The sequence below is a fragment of the Dyadobacter sp. SG02 genome (assembly GCF_900109045.1).
Taxonomy (GTDB): domain Bacteria; phylum Bacteroidota; class Bacteroidia; order Cytophagales; family Spirosomataceae; genus Dyadobacter.
The window spans coordinates 45,135-61,703 of record NZ_FNYL01000011.1 but is presented as its reverse complement, the minus strand read 5'-3'; the positions used below and the strand labels follow the sequence as shown (position 1 = coordinate 61,703).

The 16,569-nt window shown below is 49.8% G+C and carries 15 protein-coding genes; 6 read left to right on the top strand and 9 right to left on the bottom strand.

Annotated elements, in window-relative coordinates:
• Positions 1 to 45 precede the first annotated feature (45 nt).
• Positions 46 to 1,176, top strand: coding sequence for a BamA/TamA family outer membrane protein (locus BMW93_RS23875; RefSeq protein ID WP_090382285.1), 1,131 nt, complete (start codon positions 46 to 48; stop codon positions 1,174 to 1,176).
• Here the strand turns inward: BMW93_RS23875 and BMW93_RS23870 are convergent.
• The 3 genes from BMW93_RS23870 to BMW93_RS23860 all read right to left on the bottom strand — a co-directional run bounded on the left by BMW93_RS23870 (position 1,173) and on the right by BMW93_RS23860 (position 4,794).
• Positions 1,173 to 2,309 (bottom strand): MFS transporter, encoded by a 1,137-nt coding sequence (locus tag BMW93_RS23870; RefSeq protein ID WP_090382283.1) that lies wholly within the window; start codon positions 2,307 to 2,309, stop codon positions 1,173 to 1,175. The two genes, BMW93_RS23875 and BMW93_RS23870, sit on opposite strands and share 4 nt — an antisense overlap.
• Positions 2,310 to 2,457: 148 nt before the next feature.
• The gene (locus BMW93_RS23865; protein ID WP_090382281.1) at positions 2,458 to 4,179 is read right to left on the bottom strand and encodes a GMC oxidoreductase; all 1,722 of its coding nucleotides are present in this window, start codon (positions 4,177 to 4,179) and stop codon (positions 2,458 to 2,460) included.
• A gap of 84 nt (positions 4,180 to 4,263) precedes the next feature.
• Positions 4,264 to 4,794 carry a gluconate 2-dehydrogenase subunit 3 family protein gene (locus BMW93_RS23860; protein WP_090382279.1) on the bottom strand — a complete coding sequence of 177 codons (531 nt, stop codon included), beginning with the start codon at positions 4,792 to 4,794 and terminating at the stop codon, positions 4,264 to 4,266.
• 540 nt (positions 4,795 to 5,334) lie between these two features.
• Between BMW93_RS23860 and BMW93_RS23850 the strand changes: the two genes are divergently transcribed.
• Positions 5,335 to 6,387: an aldo/keto reductase gene (locus BMW93_RS23850; protein ID WP_090382274.1), complete on the top strand. Its 1,053-nt coding sequence runs from the start codon at positions 5,335 to 5,337 to the stop codon at positions 6,385 to 6,387.
• 40 nt (positions 6,388 to 6,427) lie between these two features.
• Here the strand turns inward: BMW93_RS23850 and BMW93_RS23845 are convergent, their stop codons facing one another.
• Positions 6,428 to 7,066, bottom strand: a complete 639-nt coding sequence (locus BMW93_RS23845; protein WP_090382271.1) for a response regulator transcription factor — start codon at positions 7,064 to 7,066, stop codon at positions 6,428 to 6,430.
• Positions 7,067 to 7,744: 678 nt separating this feature from the next.
• Here BMW93_RS23845 and BMW93_RS23840 point away from each other — a divergent pair.
• From BMW93_RS23840 to BMW93_RS23830, 3 genes are all read left to right on the top strand, one after another.
• Entirely contained in the window at positions 7,745 to 9,742 is a 1,998-nt protein-coding gene (locus tag BMW93_RS23840) for a T9SS type A sorting domain-containing protein (protein ID WP_090382269.1), read from the top strand.
• A 159-nt stretch (positions 9,743 to 9,901) separates the two neighbouring features.
• Positions 9,902 to 10,396, top strand: a complete 495-nt coding sequence (locus BMW93_RS23835; protein ID WP_090382267.1) for a hypothetical protein — start codon at positions 9,902 to 9,904, stop codon at positions 10,394 to 10,396.
• A 75-nt stretch (positions 10,397 to 10,471) separates the two neighbouring features.
• Positions 10,472 to 10,666, top strand: a complete 195-nt coding sequence (locus tag BMW93_RS23830) for a hypothetical protein (RefSeq protein ID WP_090382264.1) — start codon at positions 10,472 to 10,474, stop codon at positions 10,664 to 10,666.
• 198 nt (positions 10,667 to 10,864) lie between these two features.
• On the opposite strand, the gene BMW93_RS23825 is transcribed toward BMW93_RS23830, so the two are convergent.
• The gene (locus tag BMW93_RS23825) at positions 10,865 to 11,428 is read right to left on the bottom strand and encodes a YfbU family protein (protein WP_229240741.1); all 564 of its coding nucleotides are present in this window, start codon (positions 11,426 to 11,428) and stop codon (positions 10,865 to 10,867) included.
• 134 nt (positions 11,429 to 11,562) lie between these two features.
• Here BMW93_RS23825 and BMW93_RS23820 point away from each other — a divergent pair, with 134 nt between their 5' ends.
• Positions 11,563 to 11,814 carry a hypothetical protein gene (locus BMW93_RS23820; protein WP_090382262.1) on the top strand — a complete coding sequence of 84 codons (252 nt, stop codon included), beginning with the start codon at positions 11,563 to 11,565 and terminating at the stop codon, positions 11,812 to 11,814.
• Here BMW93_RS23820 and BMW93_RS23815 read toward each other — a convergent pair.
• From BMW93_RS23815 to BMW93_RS23800, 4 genes are all read right to left on the bottom strand, one after another.
• On the bottom strand, positions 11,808 to 13,079 hold the full coding sequence (locus tag BMW93_RS23815; RefSeq protein ID WP_090382260.1) for a replication-associated recombination protein A: 1,272 nt from the start codon (positions 13,077 to 13,079) through the stop codon (positions 11,808 to 11,810). The two genes, BMW93_RS23820 and BMW93_RS23815, sit on opposite strands and share 7 nt — an antisense overlap.
• 114 nt (positions 13,080 to 13,193) lie before the next feature.
• Entirely contained in the window at positions 13,194 to 13,775 is a 582-nt protein-coding gene (locus tag BMW93_RS23810; protein ID WP_015815162.1) for an RNA polymerase sigma factor, read from the bottom strand.
• Between the two features lie 159 nt (positions 13,776 to 13,934).
• Complete coding sequence (ade, locus tag BMW93_RS23805) at positions 13,935 to 15,563, bottom strand: adenine deaminase (RefSeq protein WP_090382257.1); 1,629 nt, start codon at positions 15,561 to 15,563, stop codon at positions 13,935 to 13,937.
• The gene (locus BMW93_RS23800; protein WP_090382255.1) at positions 15,560 to 16,468 is read right to left on the bottom strand and encodes an AraC family transcriptional regulator; all 909 of its coding nucleotides are present in this window, start codon (positions 16,466 to 16,468) and stop codon (positions 15,560 to 15,562) included. Before BMW93_RS23800 ends, ade begins: the two co-directional genes overlap by 4 nt.
• Positions 16,469 to 16,569 lie beyond the last annotated feature (101 nt).

Genomic DNA, 16,569 nt, shown 5'->3' with positions numbered 1-16,569 from the left:
ATATTCATGAATTGAAAGCATACTCTCATCTAACTCAGTAGCGCATTGAACGTAAAATATCTTTTCCTGATAACCCTTTTCCTGATCGCGCATGCCACACGCGTATCCGCACAGGAGCGGTGGTTCAAACGATTCATACAAAAGACCATCTCCGACACGACGGGAGAGGGGAAGTCGAGCTTCCGGGTGTACCCTACATTGGGTTACGCGCCCGAAACGAGTGTGGAAGTCGGGTTATCTTCGCTGCTCCTTTTTCAGGCCAAGGGCGACACGCTGAACCGCCTGAGCGAAGTAGCGGCATTTACATTCATCACTCTCGAAGGCCAGTACGGTATCTGGCTCGACAACGCGATTTATGGAGATAAGGACAAATGGTTCTTCTTGGGCCGGACGCGTTTTCAACGCTTTCCACTATTGTATTACGGCATAGGCCATACCACGCCGGACAAAGAACCTGCATTGATCGATGCCAATTACCTGCTTTTCCGCCAGCGGGTTTTGCGAAAAATCAGGCGTAACCTCTTCCTGGGACCTGAAATCGATTACCAGCAACTTTACAATGCGGAGTTCAAGCAGCCCGAAGATCACCAGTACGACGAGCCGCTGGGCAGCGACGGTACGCGCAATATCGGGTTAGGCGCAGCATTGGTCTACGACAACCGGCATAATGTGCTCAATGTGCGCAAAGGCTTTTTTGGGGAACTGTCGTTTTTGAAATACAACCAATCGGTGGGGAGCCACCATAATTTTCAGGGATTTAACCTGGATATCCGCAGCTCGCACCCGCTGACCCGACGCAATGTGCTGGCCTGGCAGGTTTACGGCAACTTTTTCACAGGCAATGTCCCGTTCAACCAGATGGCGCTGATGGGCGGGGAAATGATCATGCGGGGCTATTACTACGGCCGCTACCGCGACAAGAACATGCTGGCCACGCAGGTGGAGCATCGATGGTTGCCATTCGGGTTCAGCAAGCGGTTTGGCGGGGTTGCGTTTGCGGGTGCGGCGGTGGTAGGGCCTAAGATCGGTTCGCTTACGCCAGCGCGTGCGAGGCTTTCCGGTGGTGTCGGGCTGCGGTATTTATTGTTTCCCAAAAAGGATATTTACCTGCGGCTGGACGTCGGTTTTACCAAAGACGGCCCCGGCTTTTATTTGTTTACCGGAGAGGCATTCTAATCGCGGTGCTTGTAGCCGAATGCGACGAAAAACAGGAGCAAACCTACCAGTCCAAGCGCCCACGACAGCGACGTAATTTCAGCAAGCACGCCGATCAGCGCAGGCCCGGCAAGTTGGCCGGAATACCCGAGAATCGTCACCGCCGACAATGCGATGGACGGCGGAATGTTCGGAATGCGCCCGGCGGCTGTGAAGAATATCGGTACCACGTTGGCAGCGCCCAGTCCCACCAGCACAAAGCCGGCCAGCGCGGCAATGGCAGAAGGGATAGTTACCGCCACAATGAAACCGGCTCCCGCGAGCAAGGTGCCGTAAAATACCACTTTCGCTGGTCCCAGGCGGTGGATAATGCCGTCACCTGTGAGGCGCATAATAGCCATCGCCACCGAAAAAGCCGCGTAGCCGAGGCCGGAGAATGAAGGATCGAAACCGCGGGAAAATTGCAGGAAAACGGCGCTCCAATCGAGTAGGGAACCTTCGGCAAGGAAAAGTATGAAGCACATGATACCGAGCAGTACCACTGGTCCTTTGGGCAAAACGAAGCTGGTACCATCCATTTTCGCCTCTTCCGAGTGTGGCAGCAGGTGCCGCGACTGCGTTACGGTGATGAAAACGAGCAATGCGGAGATTGCAACCGCGGCGTAAGTAGGTGAAAGCCCGGCTTTGATCAGAAAACCTAATCCTATCGAGCCCATCAACCCGCCGAGACTGAACATTCCGTGAAACGACGACATAATGTGGCTCCCGAACCGCTCTTGCACCACCACGGCCTGGGCGTTCATGGAGACGTCGATAGAGCCTATTCCCGCACCAAATACAAACAACGCCGCCGCGAGTTGATAAGGTGAGCTTGCCAGAAGCAATAGCGGAAGGAGAGACGCAATGACCAGCGCGGACACGATGGCTACCGTGCGGCTGCCGTATTTATTGATCAGCAAGCCGGTGACGGGCATTGTGAGTATGGCACCGGCGCCCAAAGCGAGCAGTACCACACCGAGGTCGGCGTCGTTCAGGCCCAGTTTGATCTTCGCGAATGGTACCATCGGCGCCCAGCTCGACAAGCCGATGCCACAGACTAAAAATATTAATAAAGTGGCCCTTCTGGCTGCGCTGATTCTCAGTTTCTCTTCCATTAACAACGGTGTAGATTTTCTACAAAGAAATATAATTTTGCAGAAAATTGCAAAATGTTGCAAAAAATAGCATCTTGTTGTGCATGCTATCTGAAAGTTTGCATAAAAAAAGAGGCCAGGTTTTGCGACCTGGCCTCTGAACATCCTGTCAGATATTTTTCTTTTTGGATTCTTTCACCGCGAAATCCACCGCCCGGGCCGTAAGCGCCATGTAGGTAAGCGATGGGTTCACGCACGACGCGGAAGTCATGGCCGCCCCATCAGTGACGAACACGTTTTTCACAGAATGCAACTGGTTGTTACCATTCAACACCGACGTTTTGGGGTCGCGGCCCATGCGGGCGGTACCCATTTCGTGGATAGCCATCCCCAGATAGGAGCCGTTATCGTAAGTGCGGACATTCTTCACCCCCGACTTTTCGAGCATTTCGGCGGCGTCGTTCATCATATCCTTACGCATTTTCTTCTCATTGTCGCGAAGGTCCGCGTCGAAAACTACCGCCGGGATACCGAATTTGTCCTTCTTATCCTTGTTCAGGTACATGTAGTTTTCGTGGTAAGGCAATGTCTCGCCAAAACCGCCGAAGCCCATTGTCCAGTTGCCGGGCGTCGTGAGTTCTTCCTTGAAGTCGGCACCGAATGCGAGTTCGGCCACGTTGCGCTGCCATCCCTGACGACCGCCGCCGCCCTGGTAACCGAATCCGCGCAGATAATCGCGCTTGTCGGAGCCGATGTTGCGGTAGCGCGGCACATATATGCCATTGGCGCGACGGCCGAAGTAATATTTATCGAGGTCGCCTTCCCAGGTACCGCTCGCACCGGTGCGGAAGTGGTGGTCCATCAGGTTGTGGCCAAGTTCTCCGGAGTCGTTACCCATTCCGTTCGGGAATCGGTCGGAGGTGGAGTTGAGGAGCAATGCGGTGGATGCCAGTGCGCTCGCACATACGAAGATGATATTGGCGTGGAATTCGCGCTCCTGCAAAGTAACCGAATCGATCACGCGTACGCCCGTAGCGCGCCCGCCTTGTTTTTTGCCGTCATAAATAATCTCGCGCACCACCGAATCGGGGCGGAGGGTGAGGCGGCCGGTTTTCATCGCCGGCGGCAATGTCGACGACTGGGTGCTGAAATAAGCACCATACGGACAACCATAGGAGCAGCGGTTGCGGTACTGGCAAGGGCCGCGACCGCCGTCGAGCTGGATTTTGGTCGGTTGAGAAAGGTTGGCAACACGTCCGATCGTCATCACACGGCCGGGGAATTCTTTTTCCAAACGCTTACGCACCTCTTTTTCGACGTGGTACATTTCCATCGGGGCGATGAAGTCACTGTCGGGTAGTTGGGGCAGGCCCAGTTTCTCGCCCGAAATACCCACGTGTTTTTCAACATAAGAATACCACGGTGCAATGTCCTTATAGCGGATCGGCCAGTCGACTGCGATACCGTCTTTCAGGTTGGCTTCGAAATCGATGTCGCTCAAACGGTACGATTGCCGTCCCCACATAATGGATTTCCCGCCGACGATATTCGGCCGGAACCAGTCGAAGCGCTTTTTTTCTTCGTAGGGCTGGTCCATGTCGTTCATCCAGTACTTCTCCGTCATTTCGTTGTACGGATAGTCGCGCGAGAGGAACGGGTGCGTTTCTTTTTGTTTGACCGTCAGCCGACCATTGTATTGCGTCTCCCAGGGAGCTTTCAATGCATTTTCGTAGCCTGTGACGTGTTCCAGGTTCTTGCCCTTTTCGAGCATGAGCACTTTCAGGCCTTTTTCGGTTAGTTCTTTCGCCGCCCAGCCGCCGGAAACTCCGGAGCCGATCACGATGGCGTCGTAGGTGATGTCTTTTTTTGCGTCAATATTGAGATTCGCCATTTTTCTAATAGAGTTTGGAATGTCAGGAAGTGGTCAGGAGGTCATGCGTTGCATGCTGCTGCTTTCCTGTTAAATATTTCCGGATTAAAGTGCCCAGCTTTTCTGTCCTTTGGGCATGGGCCAGCTGCCTTCAAACCGACCGGGGATCGGCAGATAATCCAGTGCCTGTGTTGCACCGATTTCGGAAGTGAAATAGCCGGTGACGGTAAGCCCCTTCATTTGGAGGAAAAATGGCTTGTCGGAAACCGTGGTTTTTTTGATGATGTCATTTTTCTGGGTGGGGTCCAGCGCGGCGAAGTCTTTGGAATAGGTCTCTTTGGCCAGCGCATCTACTTTGGCAAGACCATCATAGAACTTTTTCTGATCTTCCATCGGGTAGCAGTCGCGCATGACGCGTACGATAAACTTCTCGGCTCCGGCTGCTTTGGCGCCGGGTGTGCCGGTTGCAGGGATAATCACATCCGCGACTTCCGCCAGCAGTGCTTCCTGCTGATCGGACACTTCGAGGGAGGGGCCGAAATTCAGACGTTCGCCTGCGATGCCGGCCATCAGCGGAGCGGAGATCGCGCCGCCAAGCAGGAAGGTTATTCTTTGAACAGCTTCTCTACGGTTCATGGTTAGGTTATTAAGTCAGGAAATTCAAATAGCTATAAAATATCTTTTAAAGATAATAAGAAGGCGGATTCGGGCATCAAAACGAGACCTTTTTTCCGATAATTCAGCCATAGGCGCCATTTGCACATCAAATTTCTTTAGACCCCGATCCTGTGCTGATATTTGAATCACATTATTGAACCAGGGGCACAGACAACAGTAAATCATAGGTTCTGTTGATCCGTTTTGAGGTTAGTAATAGAGGAACGTTGAGTAAATAATACAGATATCTTCCCTGATTTTCGGGGAAGATATTTTTTTAGAAAGCAACGCCAGAGGGTAAGTGCGATTCATAGTGATAACAACCTAACTAAACGAACTGCCAAGATTGCCACAGTTACCGGGAGACTGGCGGATTCCTGATTGTGCGATCAAGGCAAAAGGCCGGACACGTCCGGCCTTTTTTTGTGCCCTGCCATGTTAAAATGCCCTCCCCGACTTGATGTTTGAGGATTTTATCTTTTAATTGGGCGCGCTTAATTCATCTTAACATTCACGCAAATGGAATACAGACAACTGGGAGGATCGGGCTTGAAAGTGCCGGTGCTTAGCTTTGGTACCGGAACTTTCGGGGGGACCGGCGATTTCTTCAAGGCATGGGGCAACACGCAGGTGGATGAAGCGACGAAGCTGGTGGGATTGTGTATGGACGCGGGCCTGAATTTCTTCGATACCGCCAATGTGTATTCGCAGGGGCTTTCGGAGGAAATCCTGGGCAAGGCGATCATAGGGCTGCGCGACAAGATCATTCTTTCCACCAAAGCCACGTTCCGGATGGGAAATCAGCCCAATCAATCGGGTTCAGGGCGTTTTCACCTGATCAAAGCTTGCGAGGACAGTCTGCGAAGGCTCCAAACGGATTACATCGATATTTACCACATGCACGGTTTCGACGCAACTACTCCGGTGGAAGAAACCCTCAGCGCATTGAACGATCTGATCCGGGACGGGAAGATACGTTACATTGCCTGCTCTAATTTTTCGGGATGGCACCTGATGAAATCGTTGTCTGTTTCGGAACGGTACGGATGGGCCAAATACATCGGGCACCAGGCGCATTACTCGTTGCTGAGCAGGGAGTTCGAATGGGAGCTGATGCCGCTCGCCGTGGATCAAAAGGTGGGTACACTGGTGTGGAGCCCGCTTTCCGCGGGGCGTTTGGGCGGCAAATACCGCAGAAGTCAGCCGCTTCCGCCGGAGAGCCGCATTGCGCAAGGCGGCGGCGAGGGGCCTGCCATACCCGAAGATTTTTTCTTCAACCTGATCGACGTGCTGGACGAAGTGGCTGCCGAAACGGAAAAGACCGTGGCACAGGTGGCGCTGAACTGGCTCCTGCAACGCCCCACGGTGAGTAATATCGTGATTGGTGCGCGGAATGAAGAGCAGTTAAAGCAAAATCTGGGTGCCGTGGGCTGGAACCTGACCCTGGACCAGGTAAAGCGGTTGGACGAAGCCAGCGACAAATCGCCGATTTATCCATACTGGCATCAGCGGAAAAACACCGCATTGAACCCCCTTCCGGATTTCTACGGCAAGCTTGCCGAGCGCTCATAAATACTGAAAGCCGGAGGCCGGGCCTTGTCGACAACCTAAGTCACCTGGCCTCCGGAATATAAAGTCCGTGCTGTATAGCATATACGATGAGGTCGGGCGTGCGGCGTACTTTCAGCTTATCCATAACACTGCGATGGTAATATTGCACGGTGTGGGCGCTGAGTTTCAGTTCATAAGCGATTTCCTTGATCGTGTGGCCGCCGCAAACCTTTTGAAGTACCTCTTTTTCCCGGGGAGAAAGGTGCATGACCACTTCTTCTTCCGAAAATACACTGTTGATCAGGCTATCGCGAATGGCTTTGCCAATGTATTGTTTGCCGGACCGTACCTGAAAAATCGATTCCTTAAATTCTTCAAACAGCGTCGATTTCGACAGAAAGCTGTTCGCTCCTCTGCGGATCGTGTGTTTGACGGTCTGCGCATCGGCCACCGTCGATAATACGATTACTTTCATTTCCCGTGGGAGTGTGGCGCGGCATACGTCGAGTAGTTCGAGGCCATTCAGGCCGTTCAGTGCGAGATCCATCACGAGGATATCGGGGGGAGTGGCGCTTCTTTCGGTGAGGAATTCCTTCCCGTCGGAATAAGCGTTCACCATTTCCACTTCGGGTACAAGCTTCAACAGATTTTGAAGGGCATCGGCTAAAAGGAGATGTTCGTCTACTAAAACTATATTCATAGAATTACTTTTAAGAATTATACGATCTAATTTTATCACCCTTTTTTTATACAATTCAATCATTTGACTTTCATTGCGAAAAGAGTTGGCGTTTGAAAATATGTGCCGCTTTTTAATATAAAGATCGTACTACATAAAATACTCGAACACAGTGGGATGTGGCCATTAAACGGAGAGTATTACTTATTTCCCGGCTGTTGCTCCGTGTGAATTTACAATTATTACGTAGATAAAATTAATTTGACTCCCCTAATTTTTTGGGGGTGCAATCATACTAAAAATATGTGGGTTTATTTTGATGCTTTTATAGATACATTTGCAAATAAGTACTATCTAGTTTGAGAATATAGTATAACTAAGTTGACATACGCGATTTAACCCACTTTCTTAAATCATCAACACTAAACCATTTCAAATAATAATCCCGAGCATATTTACTCATCTCTCTTGACCGGCCATCCGGCAATTCGTTAGACGCGACACCTTCACAAGAAAGACCATCGGGCGCTCCTGCGTATATATGCAAGCGAACGTTCACCGACGGGGCACCACATTGTATTCGCCCACGCTACCGGCTCTGCCGGGATAAGGATGTTTTTGTTATAACTAATTGAATTTCTTGCACTTATGTTCTATTTGTCACATAACGGTTTATCTCTATTCTAAATTTCTATCACTATGAAAAGTTCTATCGGCTATTTAATTAAAAAGTTGGCATCGTCGCGGTTTCACCGCGGCCTGGCAGTAGCAACCATGGTTGCTGGGTGTTCTCTCAATTCCTATGCGCAGACTGAGTACGCGAATGGTCAAACCAGTTCTACAACTACGGGCGAGCTCTTATTTGTTACAGCACCGGGTACCATCACAGGAGCAGCAAATGCAACAGGCGCGCCCGATAACAACTATGCTACCCTGACATCATCGGGTATTGTTGTGACGGCTGTGAAAGTAACCGGCACCGCTACGCTGAATCTTACCATGCCCAACCCGATTCCAGCGAATAAAAGAGCTTATGTAAAGATCGAATTACCTACGGTGGATGGGATTTCGATCAACCTCGGTGAACTGGTGAACCTTCTCGGGTTACTTACTTCCAATACGATTAATGTGACGACAGACGCAGGTACGCCGCAAAGCACGTTGGTGAAAGATGGCGCAAACAATGTCTATATCGCGGTTACATCGTCAGCAGCATTCAGCACGATCTCGATCAAGCTTGACCTGGGCAACTACGGAGGTGCGCTGCCAATAGCGCTTGGAAGCCTCAATCTTAAGGTAGACGGCGTTATCTCTTATCAAAATGCTACGTTCACCCCGTGTGAGCAGATCTCTTACGGGTTCTCAGGACTTAATCCTCAGGCGACAGGCATTGTTGGTCTGGCTTTGACACCCACATTGCAAAATCCTGAAAGGGCAGTCGACGGTGTTATTAGTCTAGCCAACTTCGCATTGCTTCAAAATGGTGCTGTGTCAGCCATAACTTCCGTTTCCGAGACATTTTATCTGGCTAAAGAATCGGCGGCTAACAATGAACTGACGGCGATCGTTTCCCGCCCTCCCGCATTGGCGAACGTGGCAGTTCTGGACAATATCTCATTCCAGGCATATCTCGGTCCAACGCCTGTGGGTGCTCCACGAAGTCTGACGAGCCTTTTGTCGCTCGATTTGCTGGGCCTTTTCAATGCTGATGCGCTGACCCCGGTACGATTCACACCAGGCGGTGCTTTCGACAGGGTAGTAGTTACATCCACCACAGGTTTGAACATCAACTTGTTTACAGGCTTGCGTATCCACGAGCTGGCGTCACGCCCTCCGGTATCTTTCGCCGGTGGTACAGTGTCGGCGGGCCGTGTGGGTGATGCTTTGAGCTCGAACCTTTTCGGCGCGCAGAGCGGCGGTTCGGGAAGTTTCAGTATCCAGTGCGGGTTGCCAACAGACTATACTTATGCATTGTACCAGGTATCGGCACCAGGCGGCCGTACGCTGGCAGGGACTTTGCCAAACACGGTAACCCTGAATCCTAACGGTACTTTCTCCGGTACTCCTACCCCGGGACAGAACGGTACGTATAACTTTGATGTTCAGGCTACAAACCAGTTTGGTCAGACAGGCGTAACATCCTTCACCCTGGTAATCGAAAATGCGCTGCCGGTTACGCTGATTAGCTTCAAGGCCCAATCGGAAGGTCAGACAGCCTCCCTGTCGTGGGCGACTTCGGAAGAAACCAACAGCGACCGTTTCGATATCGAGCGTAGCCAGAATGGTAAAAACTGGGTAAAAATCGGCTCTTTGGCTTCCCACAAGGAAAGCAACGTGAACCAGTATTATTCATTTACGGATGCATCACCTTTGAGAGGCGATAACTACTACCGTCTGAAAATGGTCGATCTGGATGAGACATTCGCATACAGCCGCATCGAAAATCTGAATTTCAACGGCGTCGCGCTGGTTTATCCTAACCCGGTAAGTGCGTCGCAAAACCTGACGTTCAACGTGGGCGATTGGAGCAAAGTGAGCCAGGTGAAAGTGGTGAATGTCGCTGGTAAGGTGGTATTCGAAGCTTCCAACGCATTGCTTTCGGGCATCAGCGCACGCAACCTCGTAGCGGGTGCGTATGTAGTACAGGTTACACATACCGACGGTACTGTGAGCACACAGCGATTTGTAAGACAGTAAGTCCTGTCCACACGATACACGGGCAAACCGCTGGCATATGCCAGCGGTTTGTTTTTTATCAGCCGAATTCCAAAAAGCGGAACCAACTACTTTTTTTGAACCGGCAGAGCGGTATCTTTGAAACTTTAAAGTATCCCGATTACCAACGTTATTTTAATTATGCCCAGCAAAAGAGGTAGAAAAAGCAAGTTTAAAAAGGTCCTGATTCCGGCATTGAAATGGGCCAGCGCGATTATCCCCGTTTGCGCCTTCATTTATATTCTGTACTACTATAAGCAACTCGACTTCCTGAAACGGAAGGAACCGGTGAAGACCGAAACAAAAGTGCTGAACTCCGGTGATTCCCTGCAGATCAGCATGGGGCGGTCGGAGGAGCTGGCTGCTCAAATACTGGTAACCAGCAACGAATGGCACCAGGTTGGCGGGCTTGCGATCCACAATATGGTGATTGAAAACACATCAGCAACAACGGTGAAAAGTGTGGAAGTGGAATTTAAATACCTCAACGACGTACAGGCCGTGGTGACTTCGAAGGTCGTCACCATCAAAAAGCCGATCCCGGCAAAGAAATCCACGAAAATATCCGATCTGAGCGTTGGTTACGTCAATAATGCGGTAGTGGGGTGTAATGTAAAAGTCCTCAGCGCAAGATAGTAACCGTGCGGCAATTGTGCCTGGCTGGTACGATTTTTTAAGTTTATCCGCCAAACCTGACTGACAGCGGATACTATGGCACAGTTACTTCAAAATCTCTACAATATCGCGCCGGTTCTGGCGATGATCGCTCTTTTTGGCGCGGCGGCCGGTGGGTTCTGGCTTGTGTTCGACTTGAAAACGCGCAGCGCTAATGCCCGCTATTCCCTGAGCGACCGCTTGTTCCTCAAACGCAACGCCAACAGGGTTCGTAAAATGCAGCTTCATTAAGCAGGAGTATAAAAAAACATCCCAATTACAAAGTAACCGGGATGTCTGATTTTACTCAACGTTATTGAAAACCGTTTGACGGGTTTTCGATACAAACTTAATGATTTCTTTATTCAAAACATTGTTTTTTGTTTACGAAATAATATTTTTTGTAGCCGTTGGATAATATGTTTTTACTATTCGGTTCGCGGTTACGTATCATGCCTGAGTATCAACTACTATCGCTCGGACCTGGTCGATGAACTTTTGTAAATCCAGCGCTGAATATTGCCGCTTTTCCGCATTTTCGTAATCGAAATAGATGGAAAGCATGCGGTTGTATTTAATCAGTGAATTGCTTTTATGAGACTTTAATTCACGGCCTTTGTACTCGCCGTGCTCATCCATCCGGTCGACCAGATATGACATCATATAATAATGCATTCCGCTATCCTGATCGAATCCTTCGAATTCGAGCGACGCCAGATCCAGTAACTCTTTATCGGCTTCCGGTAACAATCGAATGGAGTCGTTGATGCGGCTGTACATCTTCATGATGTCGGAAATTTCGTTGTAGACGCTCAGGGGAACCTCTTCATACAGGTTATTGAATACCTTGGGATAAAGACCGGTATAGCCTTTTTCGAGTATTTCAATCCTCTTTTCGTAAAGTTCGCGTTCTTTTTCGTTCCCAATGACGGAGAGGATTCTACATTGGTTGATTAGCAGTTGTCTATCAATGAGGGAAATACTTTCAGGGATCATATAAAGGTGATTCGTCATTTTCAGCAAGTTAATGGTATTAGGAATATTTTGCGCCGGCATCGCTTGCAATATTCCGGAAAGTTTGCTCCTTTACGGGAGCATTGTTCAGTAAGCCTGTACATTAGCGCGTGAACATTCATTTCAACTCAACTATGGAACAGCTAAACGCCGATACGATCGATCCCGATAATGCCGCCGGTACCCCCGGGGCGGAGTCGCTTTCCGATTATGTACAAAGGATGGAAACCGACGAGAACCTCCGTAAACTGGCCGAGAAACTAAAAAATGATCTTGCAAAACCGGTTGAAAACGAGGATATTGACGTATCCAAGCCGGACGTATCCACGCCCAATCTCTCTTTTGAGAAGTTCGAAGAGAAGCGCACGCAACGCGACGGTCAGTAACCGTACCAGTCGCCCCACCAGTGTTGCAGCTTTTTGCGAATCTCTTCTTCGCGCGCATTTCTTCCCGGCTCGAAGAATTTGGTGCCTTTCAATTCGTCCGGCAGAAAATCCTGCCTGGCGAAATTCCCTTCAAAATCGTGTGAATACTTGTAATCTTTCCCATAACCGATCTGCTTCATCAGCTTCGTAGGTGCATTACGCAGGTGCAGGGGCACGGGCAGGTGCGCGGTACGCGTGGCCGCCTCGATAGCCTCGCCGATCGCCATGTAGCTCGCATTGCTTTTCGGCGACGTGGCGAGGTAAACCGCCGTTTGGGAAAGGATAATGCGACATTCGGGGTAGCCGACCACATTCACCGCCTGCATGCAAGCATTGGCCATGATCATCGCCGTCGGGTTGGCGTTACCGATGTCTTCCGAAGCCATGATCAGCATTCTGCGGGCAATGAACGACGGATCTTCACCCGCGACGATCATCCGCGCCATCCAGTAAACCGCGCCATTCGGGTCGCTGCCGCGAAGTGATTTGATGAACGCCGAAATAATGTCATAATGCTGCTCCCCCGATTTATCATAACGCGCAATGTTCTGTTGCGCCACCTCGGTAACCCATTCGTCGGTGATTTCGATTTTTTTCGCTTCGCCTTTACCCAATACTACCAGTTCGAGCAGGTTCAGTAACTTACGGCCGTCGCCGCCGGAGAGGCGCAGCAATGCATCATAGGAAGCAAATTTGATATTCCTTTCTTTCAGCCATGGGTCTTTTTCCAAAGCACGGGCAATGAGGCCTTTCAATTCCTTTTCACCAAATGCTTCGAGAATATATACCTGGCAACGCGACAACAATGCGGAATTGATCTCGAACGACGGGTTTTCGGTCGTGGCGCCGATCAATGTCACCTGTCCTTTTTCCACCGCACCGAGCAATGCGTCCTGCTGACTTTTGTTGTAACGGTGAATTTCGTCAATAAAAAGAATGGCCGGGAACAAACCTGACGGCCTCGCCAGTACTTCGCGTAAATCCTTCACACCCGAGCTGATGGCGCTGAGGTTGTAGAACTGCCGTTTGGTGGTTTCCGCGATGAGCAATGCGAGGGTCGTTTTCCCCACGCCGGGAGGTCCCCAGAAGATCATCGAGGGAATAGCATTCTGTAAAATGGCGCGCCTTAACGGTCCTTTCGGGCCGAGTAGTTTTTCCTGCCCCACAAAATCGTCCAGCGTCCGGGGACGGAGGCGTTCGGCGAGGGGCGTGGTCATCTGGTTCATAGGTGAAGTGTCGGAATCTAGCCTGTTAATGTAAGGTAAATTTAACACAAAAAAAGCGCGGCCTGGTTCGCCGCGCTTTCCGAGAATGTATTTAAACGTTTAAACAGACGACTATCAAAAAGTCAGCCTGTCCAGTGTCATCTGTTTTTTCAGGTTACCCAATGCACCAAAAACCAGGTTATATACCGATTGTATATTTATTTTCATCAAATCTGCGATCTCGTGATTGTTAAGGTTCATGTAGAATTTGAGGAAGATCGCCTCGCGCTGGCGGCGTGGCAGGCCGTTGATGGCTACATTCAGGTGCTGGTTGGTGGATTCGAATTCCTCTTCCGAAATCAGGTGGTTTTCGTGGGAAGGGGTGTTGATATGCCAGTATTCAACCGGGATATCTTCGTTGCTGGTATGCTTTTGCTGTGCATTCAAATGGCGGACCAATTTCCGTTTGATGGAGGCCATCAGGTAGAAGCGAACCGAAGTGGTGTCACCGAGCGTCATGCGGTTTCTCCATAATTCTACAAACAAATCGTGGATACAATCCTTGATAAGAGGCTTGTCGATCGTGAATTGCGAACAGTACTGGTAAAGAATGTGAACGTAAGAGCGGTAGAGGCATGCGTAGGCATTTTCATCGCCTTTTCTGAACTGATCCCAAAAACAGAGTTCTTCTTCTTGCTTGTAGCGTAGGTGAGCCATTGTTTGGAAAGGATTTGGAATTGGGGTTAGGAATGATTGTGAATAATGTCATTATTACACTTGTAAATATATTTATAAAAAAACATATTTTAAAAATATTTTCATCATAAAATTATATTTCAAAGGTTAATGATACTATTTCCCGAAAATCACAGCTTTCTATAAACTTACCGGGGTAAATAGGAAGTTTTCACCATCAAAAAGGCCTTTGTCGCTCAGTTTCAGCGATGGTATCACGAGTAACGCCATGAATGACAGCGACATAAATGGTGATTTCAATGTCGATCCGAGCGTTTCCTTCGCGAAGCGGTCGAGTTTCGTGTAACTTTCGGCCACTTCGTAACCATCTTCGTCAGTCATCAATCCGGCGATCGGCAAACCGATCACATGTTCCTCGCCTGCGCTCACCGCCGACAATCCACCCCGGGCCTCGATCACCAGGTTCACCGCCTGCGCAATGCTCTCGTCATCGCACCCTATACTTATTATATTGTGTGAGTCATGCGCGACCGATGAGGCCAATGCTCCGTGTTTTAAACCAAAATTACGAATGAATGCAACCGCAGGCGGCGCCTCTGAATAACGGTTTAAGACGGTCACCTTCAATACGTCTTTTTCCAGGTCGGGTACTATTGCGCCGTCGACAATTTTCGCTTCCGTTATCCATTCATTTGTAACCAATTGACCATCCAAAGCCTCGATCACCCTGATCCGCGTTTCGGAATTTTTTGCAGGATATTTAAAATCCGCCGTAGTTTTCCGTTCGCATTCAAAATAGTTGGGATGTGCGCTGCGCAGATCGGGGATTAGCGACGTGCCCTGCGTGGCTACCGGTTCGCCGTCGATCCGGGTTTCGAGGATATTGAATGCATTTACATTGTCTATCAGTATAAAATCGGCGGAATCACCTTCGCGCAGCAATCCTACATTTAGACTATAATGCTGTACAGGATTAATGCAGGCGGCTTGCAGTACATTCCAGAGATCGTAACCCAGCGCCAGCGCGCGTTTGACGAGTACATTAATATGTCCTTCCACCAAATTGTCGGGATGCTTGTCGTCGGAACAGAACATAATGTGTCCGGGAAACTCGTCGATCAGCGGGATCAGGGCATCGAAGTTTCGCGCAGCGCTGCCCTCACGGATCAGGATCTTGACGCCATAGTCAATCTTCTCGCGCGCTTCCGCATATGTGAAGCATTCGTGATCAGTACTGATTCCAAAACTTGCATATCGCTTTGCGGCCTCGCCGCGCAGGCCCGGCGCGTGGCCGTCGATCACCTTATTATAATGTTTGGCCCAGTTGATTTTCGCCATCATATCGGGATCTTCATTCAAAACCCCCGGGAAATTCATGACTTCCGCCAGATAACCGATATCCCCACTGGCAAGAAGCTCACCCACCTGCCGGGCGTCTACAACGGCGCCGGCGGTTTCAAAAACTGTCGCAGGTACGCACGAGGGCGCGCCGAAGCAAAACTTGAACGGAACGCGTTTGCCATCTTCGATCATGAAATACACGCCTTCCACGCCGAGTACATTCGCGATTTCGTGAGGGTCGGATACCGTCGCGATCGTCCCATGTACCACAGCCAGCCGGGCGAACTGTGCGGGGGTAAGCATCGAGCTTTCCACGTGCACATGCGCGTCCGTGAAGCCGGGTAATATATAAGGTAGGGCAGTGTTTTCAGGGCCCGTGATTTCAATTTTGGAAATATGCTTGTCCGAAATATGTATTTCGGCTTCCAGAATGCTTTTTTCGAAGATATTGATCAGGTTGGCTTTCATAAGGTGGTATTAAAAGTGGGCAAGTGGCCTGAAATGGGGATTTTTCGGAATTCTTTCTGGTATTGCATCGGGCTCTTACCCGTGTGGAGTTTGAAGTATTTGTTGAAGTTGGCGAAATTGTTGAAACCGCTTTCGAAACAAACCTGCGCTACCGGAATGCGGCTTTCGGATAACAGCTTGCACGCATGGCCGATTCGGAGTTCGAGCAGAAATTGGGAGTAGGTTTTGCGACTTCGGCTTTTGAAATACCTGCAAAACGAATGGGGGCTGATGTTGGCGACTTCGGCGATTTCCTCGATCGAGATCTTTTTCTGGAAGTTGGAAATAGAATACTGGTAAATGTGGTTGATGCGGTCCGTATCGTACTGGTCATACTCGTTCTGGTACTGCGTGTTGGAGAGCACATTGATTTCCTCACAATGGGCCAGGGTTTCGAGTATTTGCATTAATGCGATGATCGGGTTGCCGTTGGTCTGGTTGAGGAGTTCGTGCAAAAGCGTTTTCACTTTATCAGTGCCTTCGCCGAGTATCTTCATACCAAGCCTGGCTTTCACGAGCAAATCGTGGATCGACTTGTTTTCAGGCAGCGCCAGGAAGTTTTTACCAAAAATTTCTTCCGAAAAATGGACGACAGTAGCCTGTGCATAAAGCTGGCTGCCGCGCTGGAAGTACTTTTCATCGCAACGCCAGTAATGCGGTAGGTTGGGGCCGATCAGCAGCAGGTCGCCGCTCTGGAAACTTCGGATGTTATCACCTACGAACTGTGTGCCGGAGCCCTGTTCGATGTGAATGAGCTCTAATTCAGGGTGGTAATGCCAGCGATTGTAAAAATAAAGCACTACGTCGCGGCGGATGCTGAAAGACTTTTGTAAACCTTTCGGGACTTTAAGTAGCTGCGGTTTCACAAATAATTACATGGTTAAAACCGTTAAAGAGAAATATATGCCAATATAGTTGAAAAAAATGCTAATGTCTGAGTTCATTGTATTCAAATAATTCTGTTGTT

What these genes read in the sequence shown, in the direction of transcription:
- BMW93_RS23845 (WP_090382271.1), bottom strand. Translation starts at nt 7,066, where the DNA reads ATGAATATAGTTTTAGTAGACGAACATCTCCTTTTAGCCGATGCCCTT.
- ade (WP_090382257.1), bottom strand. Translation starts at nt 15,563, where the DNA reads ATGAAAGCCAACCTGATCAATATCTTCGAAAAAAGCATTCTGGAAGCC.
- BMW93_RS23860 (WP_090382279.1), bottom strand. Translation starts at nt 4,794, where the DNA reads ATGAACCGTAGAGAAGCTGTTCAAAGAATAACCTTCCTGCTTGGCGGC.
- BMW93_RS23835 (WP_090382267.1), top strand. Translation starts at nt 9,902, where the DNA reads ATGCCCAGCAAAAGAGGTAGAAAAAGCAAGTTTAAAAAGGTCCTGATT.
- BMW93_RS23825 (WP_229240741.1), bottom strand. Translation starts at nt 11,428, where the DNA reads ATGACGAATCACCTTTATATGATCCCTGAAAGTATTTCCCTCATTGAT.
- BMW93_RS23830 (WP_090382264.1), top strand. Translation starts at nt 10,472, where the DNA reads ATGGCACAGTTACTTCAAAATCTCTACAATATCGCGCCGGTTCTGGCG.
- BMW93_RS23820 (WP_090382262.1), top strand. Translation starts at nt 11,563, where the DNA reads ATGGAACAGCTAAACGCCGATACGATCGATCCCGATAATGCCGCCGGT.
- BMW93_RS23865 (WP_090382281.1), bottom strand. Translation starts at nt 4,179, where the DNA reads ATGGCGAATCTCAATATTGACGCAAAAAAAGACATCACCTACGACGCC.
- BMW93_RS23840 (WP_090382269.1), top strand. Translation starts at nt 7,745, where the DNA reads ATGAAAAGTTCTATCGGCTATTTAATTAAAAAGTTGGCATCGTCGCGG.
- BMW93_RS23810 (WP_015815162.1), bottom strand. Translation starts at nt 13,775, where the DNA reads ATGGCTCACCTACGCTACAAGCAAGAAGAAGAACTCTGTTTTTGGGAT.
- BMW93_RS23870 (WP_090382283.1), bottom strand. Translation starts at nt 2,309, where the DNA reads ATGGAAGAGAAACTGAGAATCAGCGCAGCCAGAAGGGCCACTTTATTA.
- BMW93_RS23815 (WP_090382260.1), bottom strand. Translation starts at nt 13,079, where the DNA reads ATGAACCAGATGACCACGCCCCTCGCCGAACGCCTCCGTCCCCGGACG.
- BMW93_RS23850 (WP_090382274.1), top strand. Translation starts at nt 5,335, where the DNA reads ATGGAATACAGACAACTGGGAGGATCGGGCTTGAAAGTGCCGGTGCTT.